The organism is Mucilaginibacter flavidus (genome assembly GCF_024055575.1).
Classification (GTDB): Bacteria; Bacteroidota; Bacteroidia; order Sphingobacteriales; family Sphingobacteriaceae; genus Mucilaginibacter; species Mucilaginibacter flavidus.
Genome location: NZ_JAMXOE010000022.1, coordinates 93,831 through 114,398 on the forward strand (window position 1 = coordinate 93,831; position 20,568 = coordinate 114,398).

Genomic DNA, 20,568 nt, shown 5'->3' on the forward strand with positions numbered 1-20,568 from the left:
CTGTTATTTTATAATAAACAGCGACGGACTAAATCTCTTCACGGCTAATAAGTAACTAATCACAAATGCCGTCCTGCCCGCTAAATATCACGGGCTGCCCATCGGTAACTATATAGATATACCCGTGTTGCGCAACAAATCCACCTTTATTGCCGCTCATGGTCCATCCGTCGGCTTGGGTATCCCACCCCGGAACGCTTTTTGTTAGTTGATTAGAGATCAGAGATTAGTTTAACTAACCTCTGGTCTCTAATCTCCAATCACTCGGAACGCAAACTCTTCACAGGGTTTGCCAATGCCGCTTTTATAGCCTGGAAACTTACGGTGGCAAAGGCTATTATTATTGCCGATAATCCTGACAATAAAAATATCCACAAGCTAATATAAACCCGGTAAGCAAAATCCTGCAGCCAGGTATACATTAAATAAAAAGCAATTGGTGACGCGATAAGGAACGCAATAATTACCAGCACTAAAAAATCTTTGCTTAACATGGATACTATGTTGGTAACACTAGCGCCCAAAACTTTGCGTATGCCTATTTCTTTAACACGTTGCTGTGCGGTAAATGTCGCCAGGCCAAACAATCCCATACACGAAATAAATATTGCGATAAGCATTGCGGTATTCATTAGCTGCGCAGTTTTCTGCTCTTTATCATAAAAGCCGGCAATGGTTTGGTCTAAAAAAGCATATTCAAATTTTTCGTTAGGATATACCTTTTTCCACGTTTTTTCTACCTGCGCTATTGTTGTTTTAAAACCGCCGGCTCCTTTGCCCGGGGCTAATTTTATGCTGACGGTTCGTTCCCGGCCTTTAAGGGTGCCCATAAAAAATGGGGTGATAACTTCGTGTAATGATTTTGAATGGAAATCTTTTACAACACCTACTACTTGTCTTTTTGAATCCGACATTCCCATTTCAACCGTCTTGCCAACGGCATCTGCCGGCTTGCTGAACCCAAGCGCTTTGGCGCATGTTTCATTTAACAGGTATTCTTTTAGCGTATCAGAATGCGAAAGGTTGCGCCCCGCTATAATTTTCAAACCAAACAGGGGTACGTAATTTTCGTCGCAAAAATCAAACGAAGCGTCTATTTTAGCCCCGCCCACACCTTTGTATTCAATAAAGGTTCCGGAATGCCTTTGTGCTGCCGGTGTTGCATGATGCCGGCTTACCATTTTTACATTTGGTAATTCCCTTACCCCGTTGCAAAAAACATTAAGCTGATCCTTAGCACCATTCCCGTTGGTATGGACAGTAATAATAGCGTCTTTGTTAAAACCAAGGTCTTTATTTAAAACAAAACGTATCTGGTCCCCAACAACCAATGCGCCGATAATAAATACCAGCGACACGGTAAACTGGAACACGATCAATGTTTTCCGGAGGTAGCTTTTACGACTGCTCGGCGATGTGCTTTCCCCCTTTAAACTTAACGCCGGCAGGTACGACGATAACACCATTCCCGGATAAAAACCGGCAAGCAACGCTGTTATTATAAGTATGGCACCCAAAAACAAAAGCACCGGCGCACTAAATAAATTTAAGGCCACGCCCTGGGGTATAAAGGTGTGGAAGGCTGAAATGATGGGGCTAACGGCCGCCACCGCGATGACCAAAGCTATGGCAGTAACTATAAATGTTTCCACTAAAAACTGGATAGTTAAATTGCTTTTACTGCTGCCCAGTACTTTACGCACGCCAACCTCTTTTGCCCTGCGCAGCGACTGGGCGGTTGATAAATTGATAAAATTAATAGCTGCTATGAGTAATATAAAAACAGCGATAGCCATTAAGCCGTAAAGCGTGGGTAAATGCGCCTGTCGCGAATACGAATCCGGGTAATGGTTATTGAAGTGGATGTCGGACAAAGGTTGCAGCAACATTTGTACTTTTGACCCTGCCTCCACCCTGATATGTGCTTTAACAAATTGCTGAAACTGTTTCTCAACCTGGGCCTGCGTTACCCCTTTCGCCAATTTTACATACCCTTGCGAGTCAGAATCCCACATGCGCCAGCTTTGCAAATCGATATCGTTTTTCAGAAAACTATGCTGAACGGTTGCAAATGATATAAAGTCCTTAAAGCCAAAGTCGGTATGCTTATCCCAGTCTTCCACAACGCCGGACACCGTAAGCCGCAACGAATCATTGTAAATAACTTCTTTGCCGACAACATCCTGCAATGGTGTTGTACCAAAATATTTGTGCACTTCCTGTTGTGATAGCACTACTTTAAAGGGCTCACTTAAAGCTGTAGAGGGGTCGCCCCGCAGCCACTTGTATTGGAATATTTTGAAATATTGTGGTTCCGCTACAATAACCGGCGAGGTTTCTTCACCCTCTTTTGGCGCGAAAAACTTTTTAGCGGCACCATTGATGCCAGGTACAGTAACCTTTGCAAAATAATTGTAAAACCCGGTTGCATCTTCAAAGCCGCTCAACTCCTTTCGTGCGGTCATGGGTAACGCCATTATACCACTACTCCCCTCAGACTTATTTCCCTGGGGATCCTGCATCAACGTTACGAGCCGGTATATCCTGTCCTTATCAGGGTGAAAAGTATCGTAACTTAATTCAAAACTGGTTATCAAATAAATAATCAAACAGGCGCATACGCCGAGTGATAATCCAAGCACATTGATGGAGGTATATACCTTATTGCGGCTGATGCTGCGCCACGCGATTTTTAAATAATTTCTAAACATATAGTTGCGGTTTAATTTCGTGTCCGCCCATTTCGGAGCGGTTTGACGGTACGAAATTACCGCGGCCCGGCTGCGATGAAGCCCCAAACTATAAGATGGGGCTTCTTTTTTCAACTCGGCTTTATAGTCCACCGGGTTTTTCCCGGTCAATTGTTTAAAAATACGGTTATATGAAGTTTTTGAATTAAATCCCGAATCATATGCCAGACCCAGCAAGGTGAGGTGGTCATTAGCAGGGTCCTGCATTCTCCGGATCAATTCGGCAACGCGATATTCATTAATGAAATCATTAAAACTCTTTTTGAGCGCAGTATTGATTATACGGGATAATTCATGGGTAGTCAGCTCAAGCCTTTCGGCCAGCAAGCTTAGGCTTAGTTCCGGGTCCTGGTAATACCGGTTAGCTTCGACAGCTTTTTTCAGCCAAATACCTTTTTGCTTCAATTCAGCCGGCGGGGACGGCTTTAAAGCCGGAGACGGATTAGGCGGCGCGCTAATTTCCGGCTTTAAAAATGCTGTTACCGCCATCCAGATAGCCATTACTGCTAAAAAAAGATACAGGGGATAATATACATGGCGCCCTAATTGGTAATAGTAATCCGCAGCCGTAAAGGGGATCCATAACAACCATATCGCACCAAAACCGGTAAGTAAATTATACAGCCATCGCAATTCGTGCCGGTACCTGTCGCTCACAGCGTTAAATTTCTGCCGCCGGTAAAAGTGGTCTATCAGCCTAAAAGAGTAATACAAATAGATAATGACTGAAAAAAATGCCAATAGCTGCAATACGGGGTTTACATAATGAAAGGTGAAAGTATCGTAAGTAGCTGCACCCGTTTTTATACTCTCCTTAATCTCCAGTGCCAGAACGCCTTGCTCCACCAGCAGCGGGCTAAAATGAAGCAGATCCTTCCATCTGAATTTATATTGCGGCCGGGTAATTTTAAGTACATAAAAATAGATCAGGGGGCCAAGGGCCAACGAAAATTGCAGCGGAAGCTGGCTCCAATGTGGAAAAACGGTCGTCAACCGGAGGTCGATACCCAATACCCACGCCACCCACAAAACCATTATGGCTAACGCCAGGCTAAGGAACCGGTTTGCCGTTTGGTTGATTCTTTTGGTGAACCATAATTGCAGGGCAAAAGTCAGCCCGACGAAAATTGTTCCCAGGAAGGCCAGGTCATAGGGGCTGATATGGAAAGTGTACGCATTCAAGTAGTTTTAATTCGTCAATCGTCGTTCCAAATTGTTAACACGTTGCCATATAGTAAGTTGTGTTTTTATTCGTCCGGATTATTGTAACGATACTGAACATCAGGCCGTTCGGTTTTGAGTTGAAATTCACGCGTCCTGACATTACGCTAACCATATCAGCGTTTCCATTTTAGTCATTTGTTGAATGCCCGGGAATGACAGATGATAATTTTTGTTGTTTTCGTAACTCACATCTTCATACCACCCATCTGGTCGTTACCGTTTTTAAAAATAGCTTCACTATTTAAAAGATAAGCCCCGTTTGTTACCACAATATCGCCTGCATTTAAACCTGAAATGACGGTGATATAATTTTGGTTCCCTTTGCCTTGTTTGATCATCTTTGGCGAGTAGCTTCCATCTGTGTTTTTTACCCATACTTTATCGCCGGTCCCATCTGATAGTACGGATGTGACAGGAATAGCCAAAGACCGCTGAGCGCCGGAGGCTAATGAAATATAAGCAAGCATTCCAGGCTTGATCAACCCTTGTGTGTTTGGTATGCTGATACGGATCAAATCTACTTTTGAGGCATCTGACAATTCAGGGTTGATAAATTCAACTTTTCCTTTTATTACCCGGCCGCCCAGGTCGGGGAACGAAACACTTACCTGGTCCTTTTCTTTATACGTTCCCGCTTCATTGGCGTAAAGCTGCGCTTGCACCCATAAACTGGTTAATGCCTGGGTTTTCAGGATAGCCATGCCTTCTGTTATATAATCCCCCTCATGCACAGCTATTTCACTCACTGTCCCGTTTACCTGGCTTTGAATATTTATGGTTGCAGAAACTTTTCCCGTAGAAACCAAACTCCTGATTTGCGACTTAGTAATACCCCACAGTTTGAGTTTATTTTCGGCTGCGCCTATTAATTGCTTGTAATCAACATCCGGATTATTCAATACTTTTTGTTGTTGCACCGCCAGCAGGTATTCTTTCTCTGCTTCCTGCAAATCTTCGCTGTAAATGGAATAAACAGGTTGGCCAATAGTTATTTTTTCACCCACGGCCCTAACAAAAAGCTGTTGTATCCGTCCTGAAATTCTGGCACTTAGCTGTTCAGCCAGGTTTTCGTTTGTGGTAACCGTTCCCGTCAAGGTTTTTTCATTACCGACATTTTCTTCCCGTACCGTGTCCGTTTGAATACCGGCCAGCTGGATTTGCGATGCAGTCAGCATGATTTTATCGCTGGCTGTACCGGCATTAGTACCGGCTATTTCTACCTTGATCAACTTCATGCCGCAAATTGGGCAATTACCGTCATGGTCTTCATGTACCTGTGGATGCATCGAACAGGTGTAATAGGCTTTGCTTTGTGCCTTTGTTACCTGTTGCGGTTTTTGTTTGCAAGCTGTAAACAACGCCGCTAATACTAAAACAAACAGTATATTTTTCCCTGTTATCATAAACTTCGAAGTCCTTGTGTGCTTATTTTTCATTTTCCCGGGTTTTAATAAAACTTTCACTATCCGTTAAATATTGGGCATTTTCTGCCAGGCTATCAGTCACGGCTAAACCTTTGGTAATTTGTATCTCATTCCCGTTTATTATTCCTGTACTCACCTGGCGGGCTTTAAATAACGGGCCATTTTTAAGCCACACTATTTTTGTTTCCCCTAAATCTAATAATGCCGCCCGTGGTATCCATAAGGCATTTATTTCTCCTGTTTGTATAGTCACCTTAACCAGGGCATTCACTTTTAGGGTATGATCCATATTGTCTATATAAACCCGGATGCTGGTGCTTTTGTCGCCATCCTGCAAAAAAGGTTCAATAAAATCGACTTTCCCGTTGATTGTTTTACCCGGCATATCTGGTGAGCTGATTTTCACCGGCTGATTTAGCTTTAAACCAGCAACTGCTGATCGGTCAATCTTTAAAATGGCCCATAAATGGTGGGGATTAACTACATTAAAAACGGGCTGTCCTTTTTCTATATACATACCCTCCTTAATTAATAAAGGAAGATTACCGGTGAAGTTTTGCTCAGGCCTGACAGCTGTACTGCCGGGCATCTGGCTGTGCGCCACATCATGAACATGGCCATCATAGGGGCTGTAAACCGGTAAACTATTGAATGGCTTGCCGGTTTTGACAACCTTATCCACTTGTGCGGCCGACATGCCCAACAGCAACAATTTTTGCTTTGCGGCATCAACCAGGTTTGTTTCCTGGGCTGAGTTTCTGTTGAGATAAATGAGGTCCTGCTGTGCGGTAACCATGTCGGGGCTATAAATATCAAAAATACGTTGCCCCCTGTGTATCTCCTGGAACGCATATTTGATGTACAATTTTTCAATTCGCCCGGAAAACCGGGCCGCAATATTATTAAAAGTACGCGTATCAAAATCAAGGTATCCCTCCGCCGGAATGGTTGTCTGCACGGCTTTTTGTTTCGGCACAATGGCATTTACCGTTGATAAAACCGAGGAATTGACTGGCTGTAAAACTGTACTTAAACCAATATTTGCATCCGCTGGTTTGCCCGATTTTGTAACGCCCCCCTCCTTTGTATGGTCGGAACAAGCAGCGAACAGCATTCCGCTTAACCCAAAGGCGACTAGTATTATTTTAGTATTGTTCATTTTCCTTTTCATAAGCTACCTGTAATAATAAAAGTTCCTGTAAACGGTCAAAGGCCGTCATTCTTGCCATTTGCAGGTCTTTGATGGCATTCAATACCGATGGCAGATCACCTGTATTCTGATCATAAGCCTGCAGCGAGGTTTTATAACTGTTTTGTAAGGCAGGAATAATGTTGTGCCGATAGTTGTTGATCTGCCTGGTTTTACTGTTCATGCCTGTTCTCAGGCCGGTCAACTGGCCTTCGGCCTGGTTCAGTATGTCGAGCCTCTTTTGCTGTAACTCCTGCACTTCATATTGGATGCCTTTAAGATTGGCTTTATATTCCTTAGAGGCCCAGGGAACAATTGGTATCGTAACTGAGGCCATAAGGACGTATTGATTAGCCATCCCCCCGTAACTAAACATATGCGCTGCCTGGATACCAAAATCCGGTTTTCGCTTGCTGTATTCTATTTGGGAATTTAATTGCTGTAGTTCAATACTTCGGCTTACCCCTTTAATATCACTTCGGGTGGCTACAAGTGTCACAGTATCGGTGATACTGTTTTCGTAATTTTTTACATCAATAATGGTATCCACCGTAAAGGCCGTTTGCTTATCATTGTTCATCAGGGTATTCAGCATAATATTATTTTGACTGACCTCGTTTTTCAGTTGCTCATCTGTATTATCCAGTTCAAATAATTCGGCTTTGGCTTTATAAATGTTACTTAACTTTTCTTTGCCATACGTCAGGCGGATATTGGCATCTTTAAGCATGTATTCCAGTAGCCCCCGTGTATTTCCAAGCAGGGCCAGCTTCTTTTCCAGTATCACCCGTTCATAATAGTATTGTTTGGCCTGGGCGATGAGCTGGTTTTTTAAATAACCTTTATCGGCTGCCGTCACTTTCGACATGCCTTTCATGTAATCTTCTTTTGCCCGGAGTTTTGCCGGGTTTGTGAACATTTGCTCCGCCTGGATCATAAATGATCCGCCATTCGGATTAATCCGGTAAGGGGTTTGGTACTGCCCCGCGCTGATCTTTGGCGCGTCCAGGCTTTTTGCCCCGGCGGCATAAGCATCCTGCGCACTGATCTTCGCATCGTAAGCCTGCAATGCCGGATTATTCGCAACGCGGTGTAAAACACTGTCTAACGACAAATGCTGCGCTTTTACCGACAGGCCGGCAAAACAGGCAAGCGTTATAGCTATAATTTGATATTTCATTTTCATGGTTATTGCTCCTTTACATCCAATACTTCAAGCTTGCCATACTTCTTTAGTTCATATTCCTTCACCATTAAAAAAATCAGTGGGGTAACCAGTAAAATATGGGTGGAAGATGTTAATACCCCGCCAATCATCGGCAATACAATTGGCTGCATCACGTCGCTGCCCGTACCGGTGGACCATAGGATGGGTACCAGCCCGAACAAGGCTACGCAAACCGTCATCAGCTTTGGCCTTAGTCTTTTTACCGCACCGTTCATTACATATTCATGCAGGTCAGCCCGGGTAATGTTCTCTCTGGAGTTGCCTTTAAGGGCTACTAATTGCTGCATCGCATCGTTCAGGTATATCACCATTACTATTCCTGTTTCTACAGCAATGCCAAACAGGGCTATAAACCCAACCGCAACTGCTACAGATAAATGCACGCCAAAAAAATACACCATGTACGCGCCGCCTATCAATGCAAATGGAATACTGATGAGGCTGAAAAATGCCTCGCGGACAGACCGGAAGGCGAAATACAAACAGGCGAAAATGATGACCAATACAATTGGCAAAACCAGTTTCAGGGTATGCTCGGCGCGGATCAGGTTCTCATATTGGCCGCTCCATTCAATAAAATAGCCTTTGGGCAAAGTTTTAACCATGTTGTTTAACCGTTTCTGCGCCTCGTCAACAGTACTGCCCAAATCCCGGTCGCGTACATTGAACAATACCGTGCCCCGCAATAAGGCATTTTCTGATTGTATCATAGCCGGGCCATCACTGATTTGGATATCCGCAACCGATGATAATGGAATTGGCCCGTTATTACTTGTTTGTACCAGTGTGCGTTTTATAGCGTCCAGGTTGTTGCGGTAATCCTGTGCAAGCCGCAGGTTCACACTAAATCTCCTGCGCCCTTCAATGGTTGGGGTAAGGTTCATCCCACCGAGTGCACTTTCAACAACCTCGTTCACATCATCCACACTCAGGCCGTAACGGCCAATGGCATCCTTGTTCACTTTAATATCCAAATACTTTCCACCGGTGATCGGGTCAACGTAGATGTCTTTTACACCCGCAATGCCCTGCAGCGCCTTTTTCATTTGGGTGGATAATGCAGCAATGGTGTCCAGGTTTTGCCCGTAAACCTTTAAACCCACATCGGTACGGATACCTGTCGAAAGCATATTGATACGATTGATGATAGGCTGTGTCCAGCCGTTAACTACGCCGGGTATTTGTAGTTTGGCGTTTAACTCATTAATAATATCTTCCTTTTTAATGCCTTTTCGCCATTCGTCTTTGGGCTTTAACAAAATGATTGTTTCCACCATGTTTATAGGCGAATTATCGGTAGCGGTATTTGCTCGTCCTGCTTTACCCAATACGTTTTTTACTTCGGGCAGGCTTTTAATTATCCTGTCCTGTACCTGTAATATCTGCTTGGCTTCTGAATTGGAAACATCGGGCAGGGTAACCGGCATAAACAAGATTGTTCCTTCATCTAAAGGCGGCATAAACTCCGTACCCAGGCTTAGTAATAACGGTACACTGATTACTAAAGCAAGTATGTTAATACCTATAGTGGTTTTCCGCCAGGTCATGCACCAGTTTAATACCGGGTGATATACCTTTTGCAGTACCCGGTTCAGGGGGTTATGGTTGTCAGTTCGCAATTTACCTTTGAGGAAAAAGGAAATGAGCACCGGCGCCAGCGTTACCGCAAGGATAGCGTCAATAGCGAGGATGAAAGATTTTGTCCAGGCTAACGGGCCAAACAATTTACCTTCCTGGCCTTCCAGTAAAAATACCGGCAGGAATGAAGCAACAATAATGAGAGTGGAGAAAAAAACGCCACGCCCTACCTGCTTGCAGGAGGCTTCTATAATTTTGATTCTTTCTGCTGTGCTCATGATTTTTCTTTTTCTTGTGCAATAGCCAGGTTGCGGTGTGAGTTTTCGACCATTACGATGCCGTTATCCACTATCACGCCAATGGCCAGGGCGATACCGGTTAATGACATGATGTTGGAACTGATGCCAAAGGCATTAAGCAAAATGAAGCTGGTGGCTATTGTGATGGGTATTTGTATGATAATACTTAATGCGCTTCGCAAACTGAATAGAAACAGGATAACAATAATTGAAACGGTTATCATCTCCTCAATGAGGGTATGCTTAACCGAACCAATGGCATTTTCTATCAGTTCACTCCGGTCGTATGCTATCTTGAATTTAACTCCGGGTGGGAAACCTTTCTCTATATCGGTCATTTTATCTTTTACCGCATGGATCACCCTATCGGCATTTTCTCCGTAGCGCATAACAACAATGCCACCAACAGCTTCTCCTTCGCCGTTCTGGTCAAATATGCCCAGGCGCAGGTCGCCACCCATTTGAACGGTTGCAATATCTTTTATCATTACCGGAATGGTGTTGATAACGCCAACAGGGATATTCTCCACGTCCTGCAAATTTTTGATATAGCCCAGGCCCCGAACAATGTAACCGGTGCCGTTCATTTCAAACTTGCGGCCCCCTACATCGTTATTATTGCTTTTTACAGCCTTAAGCACCTGCGATAAGGGTATGTTATAGTAGTTGAGTTTATGCGGGTCAATGCTGATCTGGTACTGTTTTTCAAACCCACCGAATGAAGCTACTTCGCTAACCCCAGGTACTGTTTGCAAACCTAATTTCACATACCAGTCCTGTAAAGCTCGTTGTTCGCCCAGGTCAAGGCCTTTGGCATCCAGCGTATACCATAAAATATGCCCTACGCCGGTACCATCAGGCCCTAATGTTGGAGTAATGCCTTCGGGCAGTAAACGCTGCGCATAGTTCAGCCTTTCCAATACACGGCTTCGCGCCCAATAAACATCGGCTTTGTCATCAAATACTATATATACAAAGCTCATCCCGAACATAGAGGTGGCCCGGATGGACTTTACTTTTGGGATACCCTGAAGGTTGCTCACCAATGGGTAGGTAACCTGGTCCTCCATAATCTGGGGGCTGCGGCCCTGCCATTCGGTGAAAACGATCACCTGGTTCTCCGACAAGTCGGGAATGGCATCAATGGAGTTTTGCTTAACAGAATAGGCACCCCAAGCAAAAAGAATCGTTGCGATCAGCAATACGATATACCTGTTTTTCAGCGACAGGGAAATAAGTTGATTAATCATCTTAAAGGTTTTATTCGACCCTGCTTTAAGCAAGGCCGAAATGAATTACATCTTTATTTTCCTGCCGGTTTCTTTTTGGCATCAGTCTTTTTAACAAGCGTCATACCACACTTCGGGCATTTCCCGGGTTTGTTGCTGATTACTTCAGGATGCATGGTACAGGTGTACTGAACCCTTGCCGGTTTAACTTTTTTTGTCTTAGTGGTGTCTGCTAACGCGATTGTTGAATGAGCAGCAAAAACGCTTGTAGCAGCGAATAGGATGGCAACTGCCATCGGCATTATTTTTTTCATCTATTTAAAATTGAAAATCGATAATAACACGGGCAAGCCCAATGCGTGAATAATGAATTAAGATGGATTACAAGGGATAATATAGCCTGATACAGAAAGTAAGGCTAGTGGAGAATACAGGTCAGATCCTGTAAGTGCAGTTTAAAGTATAGATAGGTATCGTAGGATTCCCCGGCGGGGCGTTCGCCTGGTAATTGGTGTGAAGTGTTTGTTCTGTTGGAGAATTAACGGCGATGCCGTAAGCTGGTGTCGGTAACAGTGCCGGTGTAGACTGGGCTAAAACAGTAGTTTTCGCCATAACGTGCCCGTCCCTTATCTTGAAACTCTTGCTTTCATGCTTGCAGCAATTGCCCTTATCGGTATGATCTGTCGAAGCAAGGGTCAGCGTCACCGAAGCGAGTTTACCGCAGCAATAAAAACGGTTTACCCCTATACCCGCAATGGATAAAAGGTAAACTGCCGTTAATAAGATGAGCGCGGTGCGTTTCATGCGTCTAAATTACTGATTTTATATTCAAATGTCCCGCATTTGTCCATACGGGGCATAAAAACAGGTCACATTTTCATGGTGTCTTTCATCATCATGCCCTTTTTCATGGACATTTTCATCAACTTACCATCCATCATTATGCATTGACCCTCTTTCAGCATCATGGTTTTACCGTCCTTCATTTTGACGGTACCATCTGTCATCACCATCGTTCCGTTGGTCATGGTCATTGTTTTGGTCATAGGCATTTTTTTACCGTGTCTCACGGTCATCATTTTGCCGTTCATCATCATTGCTGAGTGATTCATTTTGTGCATAGACATGTGCGACATCTTATGCATTGATGTGTCGGCCATTTTGGTTTGTGCCATTGCGCTACAACTTAGTGCAACTGCAGTTAAGGCGATCAGAATTTTTTTCATGTTTTTAACTTTTTGGTAGATATTATTTAGAGCACACTAATCGAGCCACGTTTCGGTATATTGAGAAACTAAATCAGATTAAGTTTTAACTTTCAGCATACTGGCATTAATTGCAACAACCACGGTGCTAACCGTCATTAATGCCGCCCCCACGGCCGGGCTTAATACGATGCCCTGGTTAAAAAGGACTCCCGCTGCCAATGGTAAGGCAATCACGTTATAACCCGTTGCCCAAACCAGGTTCTGGATCATTTTTCGATAGGTGGCTTTACCAAATAATATTAAGCTTACAATATCCTTGGGATTGCTGTTCACTAAAACAATACCGGCGGTTGCTGCAGCAATATCACTGCCTGAGCCAACCGCAATGCCAATATCAGCTTGTGCCAGCGCCGGTGCATCATTCACACCGTCGCCGGTCATGGCTACAAACTCGCCTTTGCTTTGCAATTTTTTAATCTTTTCCAATTTTTGATGGGGCAGAACTTCGGCAATAAAACTATCCATCCCCAAAGTTTTACTTACGCTTGCCGCTACTTTATTGTTATCGCCGGTAAGCAAAATAGATTTGATGTTTTCCTCCTTTAAAGTTTTAATAGCTTCTGCCGATTCGGGGCGTATCTCGTCAGAAAGTGCTATATACCCTGCCAGCTCTTTATCTATCAATACAAACACTACAGTTTCTATATCGTTGGCCGAAAAGCCATCCGGCACGGCTAACTTACTTTCTTTCAGATAACCGGGACTAACCACCAATATCTTTTTGCCATCTACCGTGGCTTCAACGCCCTTGCCGCTAATCGCTTTAAAGTTCGTTGCCTGCGGGATAGTGAGTTTTAAGTCTTTTGCTTTCTGCAGGATGCCTGTCGCAATGGGATGCTCTGATTTTTGTTCCAAAGCTGATGCCAAACGAATAATTTCATTTTCCTTTAAGTCCTTTTGGAGTGAAACTATTTTTGAAACCTCAAATTTTCCCACCGTTAATGTACCCGTCTTATCAAATACAATCGTGGTGATTTTTCTGGAATTTTCAAATGCATTCCTTTTTTTGATCAGTAATCCATTTTTTGCAGACAGGGCGGTTGATTTGGCAACAACTAATGGCACCGCCAGCCCCAATGCATGCGGACAGCAAATCACAATAACGGTTACCATTCTTTCCATCGCAAAGGACAAGGGATGCCCGGTTAAAAACCAAAAGAGGAAAGTTGAAATACCAGTCACCAGGGCTATAATGGTTAACCATTTTGCTGCCGTATCCGCCAGTAACTGCGTTTGCGATTTTGATTTTTGCGCGTCATCCACCAATTTGACCACCTGCGAGAGGTAAGACTCTTTTGCAGGATGAGATACGGTAACCTTAAAGGAGCCATTGCCATTGATGGACCCAGCAATTACTTTATCTCCTTTAATCTTATGCACCGGTTTTGATTCACCGGTTAGCATAGATTCATTGAGATAACTTTCGCCCTCCAGTATAATTCCGTCGGCTGCTACTTTTTCACCCGGTTTTACCAGGATAATATCATTCGTTTTTAAAGTCTCCGTTTTTACATCATGCACCATATCCGGCATCACCATGTGGGCGTCGGCAGGCATCAACTTTACTAATAACTCCAGTTCGTTCGATGCCCCCATTACTGAACGCATTTCTATCCAATGCCCCAGCAGCATAATCAATATCAGCGTAGCCAACTCCCAAAAGAAATCCATCCCCTTTAAGCCGAAAACGATAGCTACGCTGTAGCTGTAAGCTACTGTTATGGCAAACCCTATCAGAAACATCATACCCGGATTTTTAGCCTTTACCTCGTTTGCCAGCCCGGTTAAAAATGGCCAGCCACCATAAATAAATACCACCGAAGAAAGTGCAAACAAAATGTAGGACGAACCTGTAAATTGCCAGTTAACGCCCATGAAATGCTGTATCATGGTCGACAACATCATGATAGGAATAGTGAGCGCCAGCACCACGTAGAACCGTTTTTTAAAGTCAGCTATCATCATCGCATGATGATCATGCTCTGACATGCCCTGATGTGGGTCGTTGCCCTGGTGCATCTTACTGTGATCCATGCCGCCATGCATTTTGTTCATTTTCATCATCCTGCTTTTTAATAAGTCAACGTCAATCCACCACCCAATCCCATGTCGCTATCATAATGGCTGGATACCGAAAAATACTTCGTAACAATATACCTGAAACCGGCAGTGTATTCTTTGTCGGTATTGCCCATCACCGTAAACCTTAGCCGGCTGGTAAGCGGGATATCCTCCCGGCCCAGTTGAAACCTTAATTTACCATTGCCATCAATCCTCGCATCGGCAACAAACAGCATGGGCAGGGTGTAAGCCAGGCCGACTACTGCGGTATGGCGGTTGTTTTTGTTGCTCACCTGGCCAAACAGGTTCTTTTCCTGCCCTGTGGCTTTCTTATAGTGATAATCAAACCCGGCATAACCATACAGCCATTGCATCTGGCCAAAATAACGGCCAATCATGGTTTCACTTTCGTAGCCTTTTGTGTCTTTAATCCCCAGGTGCCACATGGTCCATAATTTCCAGCGTGTATTTGCAAAGCTTAAATTGCCATCGCTGCCATTGCTTTCCAGGCCAACTTTAGCCATCGGGTAAAAACGCCGGTCATCAGCATAAACCTTTTTAATAGCGTTTGCCGGGTCGGGTAGTTCGGGGTTTGGTGGGGAGTTTTCGTAACTGAAAATGCGGCCCATACCGCTCATCATGTGGTATAAAATATGGCAATGGAAAAACCAGTCGCCGCTTTCGGTAGCTGCAAATTCAATGGTGTCGGTTTCCATCGGCATAATATCCAATGTGTTTTTCAATGGAGAATAGTCGCCCTGTCCGTTCAGTACCCTGAAATAGTGCCCGTGCAGGTGCATGGGGTGCCGCATCATGGTATTGTTATACAGGATGATCCGAACGTTTTCGCCTTTCTTAATCAATATTTTATCCGATTCGGAAACGGTTTTATTGTTGATGGTCCAAACATAACGGTTCATGTTCCCGGTAAGGTTAAAATGCAGCAGTTTAACCGGTCCGGCAAGTAAGGTTGTAGGCTTTAACGCCTTCAACATGCCGTAGTTTAGCGTAACCATGCCGGCAGTGTTTCCCATATCCATACCCGTCATATCGGCCATTTTTTTATCCGGTGCAACTGTGTCCTTTTTCGTTGCATCATCGTTCATTTCCGGGTACATTACTGTATTCATGTCCATTACCTGGTTGGTCATCACCATGCCATCCATCTTTTTCATGTTGCCGTCTACTCCCATCATGTCGTTCATCATTTGCATGCCTTCAAAATATTTTAAATGCTGCAAGGGTTTGGCTTTTACTTCGGGACCGCCGCCCAGCCATAGCGAGGTAGATTGGGTACGGTCTTCAGCCGTAGCTAAAAACTCAAAGCTACCATCGTGGGGTATGGTAACTACCACATCATAGGTTTCGGCGGTGGCGATAATCAACCGGTCAACTGGCACTGGCTGTACATCTTCGCCATCATTGGCAACCACGGTAATTTTGCCGGCGGCATAGTTAAGCCAGAAATAAGTTGAAGAGCCTCCATTCACGATTCGCAACCTCACCTTGTCGCCTTTTTTAAATTGCGACGCATGGTTAACCGCCTTACCATTGCTAAAAAAGCGGTCGTAATACACATCGCTTACATCCATCGCCACCATTCTTTTCCACTCGTTGGTCAGCTTGGTTTTAAAATGACCTTCGGCATAGTTTTGCGTGCTGCCTTTACGTATTGCGTACCAATCAGTTTGGTTATGCAGCGAGCGTTCCACCTCGTCGGGGTTCTCGTCTGTCCAGTCGCTTAATAGTAAGGTATATTCTTTTTGCGGGGCCTCGTGTTTAGAATGAATAACAAACGCGCCGTACATACCGCTTTGCTGCTGCGTCATGGTATGCGAGTGGTACCAGTAAGTACCGTGCTGCACCAGCGGGAACTTGTAGAAATGTGTTTCGCCAGGCCCGATCGGGGCAGTTGTGAGGTATGAAACACCATCGTAGCGGTTGGGCAATATCAGCCCATGCCAGTGGATGGAGGTTTCCATCATCATTTCGTTATGTACATAAATCTCGGCAGTATCGCCTTCGGTAAATTCAAGCGCCGGAGCAGGTATGCTCCCATTTATTACCATGGCAGGCCTCGCTTTGCCGGTATAGTTTACTGTAGAATCGCCGATATACAAGTGATAAATTTCGCGATTGCCAATTTTGGTGTAAAAGGGTTTGCGCGGCTCTTTACTATCCATCTTCATACCCATCATATGCTGGGCATAAGCAGAAACAGACAGCAAGAAAATAACTGGTAACAGCAGGTATCTTTTCATATTATAATAAGCTGCCGGGACTAACCGGCAGCGCTTAAATGATTTATTTTGTTACCGGGTTCAGCGTTTCAGTAACCTTGCCACAGGTTAGCATTTGTTTGCCGTAGTAAGGGTTCTTAATGTCGCTGGTCTCGCTCAACCAGGTAGCTTTTTTCATTGGGCAATACTGCTCATAAATTACTGCGGTATTCATTTTTAAACCCTTTACCAGTTCGGAAAGATTTTTTGAGAGACTGGTAAAATGCTCCCGCTGATGGTCAAGCGCGCTGCTCTCGCTTATATGCCTGCTGTCAAACTGCAATTTGGTTGAGTAATTCATCCAAAGTTTATGCTGGTCAGCAGTAAACTTATCCATTGGCACTGCGGTAATGGCTGCAACTAAAGCTTTGGCATTGGTTTGCGCCAGGTTATTATTATCGGCTGTAAGTGCATTTTTAACCCCGTAATAGGCGGTTACCACATTATTAACCGCAGTACTAGTTGTAACAGCCTGCGCCTTTATTTGTGTCGACGATGTTAAAACAATTAAGGCTATAATTAACGATTTTATATTTTTCATGATTTTGTTTGTTTAATGTTCAGCAATCTGTTGGTTTAAGTATTAAACCAGCTGCTTACAACCGTATTTAAGCGGTCGCAAATCGTGTTTTTAACAGAAAGTATTATTTAATAATTAAAGCTACTATAATTTAGACAATAGAATGTGGTGGCCGTAAATACAGCAAAGCTTAAATCAGATTTGAAGGGAACGTAATTGAATGGACAAGGCCTTGCCCGATTTGCCGGGAGGTGCTTTGGTGTCGGCCCAGCAATAATTAGTTAACTGCTGTTTGGTTTTAAAAAGTCCTTCTGGTACAACAAATGCAATTAATACCGCCGTGGGCGAAAACAGGTAGTCGAAGCCCGGTTTAAGATTTTCTTTAACCACATATGCGCCGTGCTGTTTGCAACAGTCGCAGCCTGAGCCATTGGTACAATGTTTTTTAGACTGATGGCCGTGGTTATGCGCCATAACCATGGCCGGTTTTTTAACCATGCTTTCGGCAGCGCAGTGCACAATACAAACAAACATCCCTGTTGTAAGTAACAGGTAAAATGCTGCCATACTGAAAACCGCTGCCTTTTTCATTAATAACAAAGTTATAGTTTATACAGAGAAATGTTTTATACAATTATGGTTTAATGTTATAAAATTACGCAAAGGCGATATAAACCCAGGGATAATGGTTTTGTCGCCATTTGACAGAACGCTCGATAAAGCTTCAGTTTGCCGAATTATTTATTGAACAGGGGCACAGGTTAAGTTACCGGGTCTCAATTACCAGCACCGTCTCCTTCTTTGTATCAAGGGATAAATCACCTATTTTAATAGATCCACGCAAAACTGTATATCCGGCAAGCGTTTTATATTGCCTTGTTGAAGGATCAAATTGTTTTACCAATGCACCTTTGCCTTTAAACGCAAACGATACCGGCGATGTGATCTTTTCGCCGGTATTATTAAGCAGGTACACAAAAAATTTATTGCCGCATTGTACACCGTGGCTTTCAATCCGGTCGATAGTTACTGCAAATTGCTCAAAGCTTCCGTTTCCTGCTTTTAACATTTCGTCGCTAATCTGGCGTACGCCGTTAAAATAGGGCGTCATCTTCCGGGTGTCAAACAACTCCCACCACCAGGTCATGGGAAGCAATGGCGTAGGGCTGAAAAGGCCGTACCAAAGTCCGCGCTTGTAATCATAGTCTTCATCTTTGCCATATTTCGGGTCGTCGTCCTCCCACCTGAAGCCAAACTCGCCTACCACGTATGGCTTGCCAAAAGTTTGGATATAATCGGGGTATATAGCCGGGATTTTTTCGGTGTGTTTGTAAATATGTTTCTGGTTAAAATCGATATAAGCAATGGAGTTCATACCGATAATATCCCGGTGCGATACGCTGGTGGTAACCATATGACGATTAGGGTCGATATCTTTCAAATACCGGCTCATCTCATCGTGCCATTGGGTAATTGCTGCGTGTGGAATTAAGATACTGTCGGCCCCGTTGAAAGCGGCATTGTCAACCTCGTTAAAAAATTCAAATGCAGCAATGCTGGTGCTGTATCCCCAGCGGGCCACCACATAACGCAGCTTGTTTTTGTATTTATCGCGGGCGCCGCGCAGGGTGAAAAACTCAGTGGGCGTTTTTGCCGGGCCGCCGTTTACCACATTGTAGGGGCTGTTTTTCCAGCCGCCGCCCTCCATCAGGTGGCCGTGCCAGTCCATCGTTAGCATAAAATACAGGTGCAGCGAATCTGTAAGGTTTACCAGTTCATCCATGCGTTTGATGGCACCCGGGTTAAAGTATTCGGTTGTATTGCCGTATCGTTTCGTTGAATTTACCTTTTGCCATTCTAGCGGCATGTTCCAATAGCACATCCAGGTGCGGAAGAAGTTAGCGCCGTTTTTCGCTAGCGTTGGCAGCAAATAATCATAAGTCCATTTTGGGTTTTCGAACGCGCGCGACTCCCAGCCAACGTTTTCACCAATGCCCCTAAAAAGTTGCCCGTTATCAAATTTGAAAGTCCATAAGGAGTTTTTGTGTAAGAAACCCGGCTTTAAAGAGGCAACGGCAATAAAGGCCCCGGATGCAGATTCAACCGCGCCCGTTTTGTTTTGAACCCTGAAGTGATAAACATATTTTCCTGCTTCCTGCGGCGCAAACCGGGCTCTCCAAACCGAGGCAGTTGTATCGCCACCTTCAAAGTAACAGGGCAACGCAACGGGTTTGCCCGATGGCGAGATAAGCGACATATCAAGTGTTATATCCTTCTGGTTATATGGATTGCTATACCGGGCGGCGAGTTTTATTTCCCACTCCGCCTTTTCATATTGCTTTACACCTTTATTTAATAGCTGGTATGCGTTTATTTTCGGCTGCGCCAGTCCGACAAAATCGGACAATATCAACAGAAAAAGGCCGGGAATAATTTTAAGTGCTTTCATTAGTGCCCTAAAATTATGAATAAAAAGGCACGCACGCACCACCGACAATAAATTGTAAAAACAGTAAAGAAGCCCGCCCGTCAGCCGGCTTTATTTACAGGTCATCCTTGCTTTCGCCAACCCGCACGTAAGTAAAGTCGTACGACGTTGTCCAGGTTTTGCCGTTATCGGCCGAGGTTTCGTTAAATTGCTTTACGGTGCCGTCGCTTTGGTTGTAGAAAATAAATCGGCCTATCAGTTTTTGGTTTTGCGGGCCGGTGGTTTCAAAGGTGAAACGCATGGCACCGTCCTTATATTCGCCGTTTACAAACTCCTGTACGCCGCCGCCCGCCCACGATTGTTTCCATTTGCCGGTAACCGGGTCGATGAAATTGATGCTTTTGCCATTGTTGGCTGCGTTACTCGATGTCCAGTTCTCCAAAATGGCACAGCCCCCGGCAATTCGCTGTATTACGCTATGCCCTGCCACAATCTTCGTCCCGGTTACGTATACCTTCCATTCCCCAACCCAAAAATCAAACTCACGGGCCTGTTTGTTAACCATACAAGGATAGGCATTGTTAAAAACGGCAGTACGTAATTCTTTGAAACGTGGAGTGCTCCTTATTCTATCGAAGTCCTTTAAATTATCCAGTTCGGTAAACTGCACGTAGCCATTAGCCCGGGCGCTATCAATGCTTGCATAGGCAAGCTCTGGTTTATTTTGCAATGCGTTTAGCCGCGCCATACGCGAGTAAATGGAGGCCTTAAGCGGCGGTCCTGCCTTTAATGTCAACGCTTTATGATAACCCATTAGAGCCGTTTCGTAGTCGCCTGTGTTGTAGTACGAAAAAGCCATCCTGTTCCACCAAATGCCATTTTTCGAGGTGTCATTCACCAGGTTTTTATAGGCGATCCTGGCATGCGCATAGTCCCCGGCCAAATATAGGGAATCAGCGGTTTTAACCTGTGGCGATTGAGCAATGGCCGTTAAGATAATGCCGGGCGTAAAAATTGCAAGTACAAAAAAGGTAAGTGCTTTAAACATAAGAACGGTTTTAAATAAATATTGTTCAAACGTAATATTACCG

The 20,568-nt window shown here is 44.3% G+C and carries 15 protein-coding genes; all 15 read right to left on the reverse strand.

The genetic code is table 11. The annotated features are described in order from the left end of the window. Positions 1 to 260: 260 nt before the first annotated feature. The 15 genes from NAF19_RS24270 to NAF19_RS24340 all read right to left on the reverse strand — a co-directional run bounded on the left by NAF19_RS24270 (position 261) and on the right by NAF19_RS24340 (position 20,525). The gene (locus tag NAF19_RS24270; protein ID WP_252792947.1) at positions 261 to 3,932 is read right to left on the reverse strand and encodes an ABC transporter permease; all 3,672 of its coding nucleotides are present in this window, start codon (positions 3,930 to 3,932) and stop codon (positions 261 to 263) included. Positions 3,933 to 4,159: 227 nt separating this feature from the next. Continuing rightward, entirely contained in the window at positions 4,160 to 5,410 is a 1,251-nt protein-coding gene (locus NAF19_RS24275; RefSeq protein ID WP_252792948.1) for an efflux RND transporter periplasmic adaptor subunit, read from the reverse strand. Continuing rightward, a complete protein-coding gene (locus tag NAF19_RS24280) occupies positions 5,400 to 6,569 on the reverse strand; it encodes an efflux RND transporter periplasmic adaptor subunit (protein ID WP_252792949.1) in 1,170 nt (389 codons plus the stop codon). The genes NAF19_RS24275 and NAF19_RS24280 overlap by 11 nt, the downstream gene beginning before the upstream one ends. Beyond that, a complete protein-coding gene (locus NAF19_RS24285; RefSeq protein WP_252792950.1) occupies positions 6,544 to 7,767 on the reverse strand; it encodes a TolC family protein in 1,224 nt (407 codons plus the stop codon). The genes NAF19_RS24280 and NAF19_RS24285 overlap by 26 nt, the downstream gene beginning before the upstream one ends. A gap of 8 nt (positions 7,768 to 7,775) precedes the next feature. Next, positions 7,776 to 9,671, reverse strand: coding sequence for an efflux RND transporter permease subunit (locus NAF19_RS24290; protein ID WP_252792951.1), 1,896 nt, complete (start codon positions 9,669 to 9,671; stop codon positions 7,776 to 7,778). Next, on the reverse strand, positions 9,668 to 10,942 hold the full coding sequence (locus NAF19_RS24295; RefSeq protein WP_252792952.1) for an efflux RND transporter permease subunit: 1,275 nt from the start codon (positions 10,940 to 10,942) through the stop codon (positions 9,668 to 9,670). Before NAF19_RS24295 ends, NAF19_RS24290 begins: the two co-directional genes overlap by 4 nt. 53 nt (positions 10,943 to 10,995) lie before the next feature. Continuing rightward, on the reverse strand, positions 10,996 to 11,235 hold the full coding sequence (locus NAF19_RS24300) for a heavy metal-binding domain-containing protein (RefSeq protein ID WP_252792953.1): 240 nt from the start codon (positions 11,233 to 11,235) through the stop codon (positions 10,996 to 10,998). Between the two features lie 121 nt (positions 11,236 to 11,356). Beyond that, positions 11,357 to 11,725, reverse strand: coding sequence for an HYC_CC_PP family protein (locus NAF19_RS24305; protein WP_252792954.1), 369 nt, complete (start codon positions 11,723 to 11,725; stop codon positions 11,357 to 11,359). 65 nt (positions 11,726 to 11,790) lie between these two features. Continuing rightward, positions 11,791 to 12,096 (reverse strand): DUF6799 domain-containing protein, encoded by a 306-nt coding sequence (locus NAF19_RS24310; protein ID WP_252792955.1) that lies wholly within the window; start codon positions 12,094 to 12,096, stop codon positions 11,791 to 11,793. A 129-nt stretch (positions 12,097 to 12,225) separates the two neighbouring features. After that, positions 12,226 to 14,244 carry a copper-translocating P-type ATPase gene (locus tag NAF19_RS24315; protein ID WP_252792956.1) on the reverse strand — a complete coding sequence of 673 codons (2,019 nt, stop codon included), beginning with the start codon at positions 14,242 to 14,244 and terminating at the stop codon, positions 12,226 to 12,228. 17 nt (positions 14,245 to 14,261) lie between these two features. Next, the gene (locus NAF19_RS24320) at positions 14,262 to 16,511 is read right to left on the reverse strand and encodes a multicopper oxidase domain-containing protein (protein WP_252792957.1); all 2,250 of its coding nucleotides are present in this window, start codon (positions 16,509 to 16,511) and stop codon (positions 14,262 to 14,264) included. 43 nt (positions 16,512 to 16,554) lie between these two features. After that, entirely contained in the window at positions 16,555 to 17,070 is a 516-nt protein-coding gene (locus NAF19_RS24325; protein WP_252792958.1) for a DUF3347 domain-containing protein, read from the reverse strand. A 174-nt stretch (positions 17,071 to 17,244) separates the two neighbouring features. Further along, entirely contained in the window at positions 17,245 to 17,640 is a 396-nt protein-coding gene (locus NAF19_RS24330) for an HYC_CC_PP family protein (protein WP_252792959.1), read from the reverse strand. A gap of 175 nt (positions 17,641 to 17,815) precedes the next feature. Then, complete coding sequence (locus NAF19_RS24335; RefSeq protein WP_252792960.1) at positions 17,816 to 19,498, reverse strand: DUF5060 domain-containing protein; 1,683 nt, start codon at positions 19,496 to 19,498, stop codon at positions 17,816 to 17,818. Positions 19,499 to 19,592: 94 nt separating this feature from the next. Beyond that, the gene (locus NAF19_RS24340) at positions 19,593 to 20,525 is read right to left on the reverse strand and encodes a tetratricopeptide repeat protein (protein ID WP_252792961.1); all 933 of its coding nucleotides are present in this window, start codon (positions 20,523 to 20,525) and stop codon (positions 19,593 to 19,595) included. Between the last annotated feature and the right edge of the window lie 43 nt (positions 20,526 to 20,568).

Bases quoted from the DNA above. Each gene is read 5' to 3' on its own strand.
- NAF19_RS24300 (WP_252792953.1), bottom strand. From the start codon at position 11,235: ATGAAAAAAATAATGCCGATGGCAGTTGCCATCCTATTCGCTGCTACA.
- NAF19_RS24310 (WP_252792955.1), bottom strand. From the start codon at position 12,096: ATGGCACAAACCAAAATGGCCGACACATCAATGCATAAGATGTCGCAC.
- NAF19_RS24330 (WP_252792959.1), bottom strand. From the start codon at position 17,640: ATGAAAAAGGCAGCGGTTTTCAGTATGGCAGCATTTTACCTGTTACTT.
- NAF19_RS24315 (WP_252792956.1), bottom strand. From the start codon at position 14,244: ATGAACAAAATGCATGGCGGCATGGATCACAGTAAGATGCACCAGGGC.
- NAF19_RS24285 (WP_252792950.1), bottom strand. From the start codon at position 7,767: ATGAAATATCAAATTATAGCTATAACGCTTGCCTGTTTTGCCGGCCTG.
- NAF19_RS24305 (WP_252792954.1), bottom strand. From the start codon at position 11,725: ATGAAACGCACCGCGCTCATCTTATTAACGGCAGTTTACCTTTTATCC.
- NAF19_RS24280 (WP_252792949.1), bottom strand. From the start codon at position 6,569: ATGAAAAGGAAAATGAACAATACTAAAATAATACTAGTCGCCTTTGGG.
- NAF19_RS24335 (WP_252792960.1), bottom strand. From the start codon at position 19,498: ATGAAAGCACTTAAAATTATTCCCGGCCTTTTTCTGTTGATATTGTCC.
- NAF19_RS24290 (WP_252792951.1), bottom strand. From the start codon at position 9,671: ATGAGCACAGCAGAAAGAATCAAAATTATAGAAGCCTCCTGCAAGCAG.
- NAF19_RS24275 (WP_252792948.1), bottom strand. From the start codon at position 5,410: ATGAAAAATAAGCACACAAGGACTTCGAAGTTTATGATAACAGGGAAA.
- NAF19_RS24320 (WP_252792957.1), bottom strand. From the start codon at position 16,511: ATGAAAAGATACCTGCTGTTACCAGTTATTTTCTTGCTGTCTGTTTCT.
- NAF19_RS24295 (WP_252792952.1), bottom strand. From the start codon at position 10,942: ATGATTAATCAACTTATTTCCCTGTCGCTGAAAAACAGGTATATCGTA.
- NAF19_RS24325 (WP_252792958.1), bottom strand. From the start codon at position 17,070: ATGAAAAATATAAAATCGTTAATTATAGCCTTAATTGTTTTAACATCG.
- NAF19_RS24340 (WP_252792961.1), bottom strand. From the start codon at position 20,525: ATGTTTAAAGCACTTACCTTTTTTGTACTTGCAATTTTTACGCCCGGC.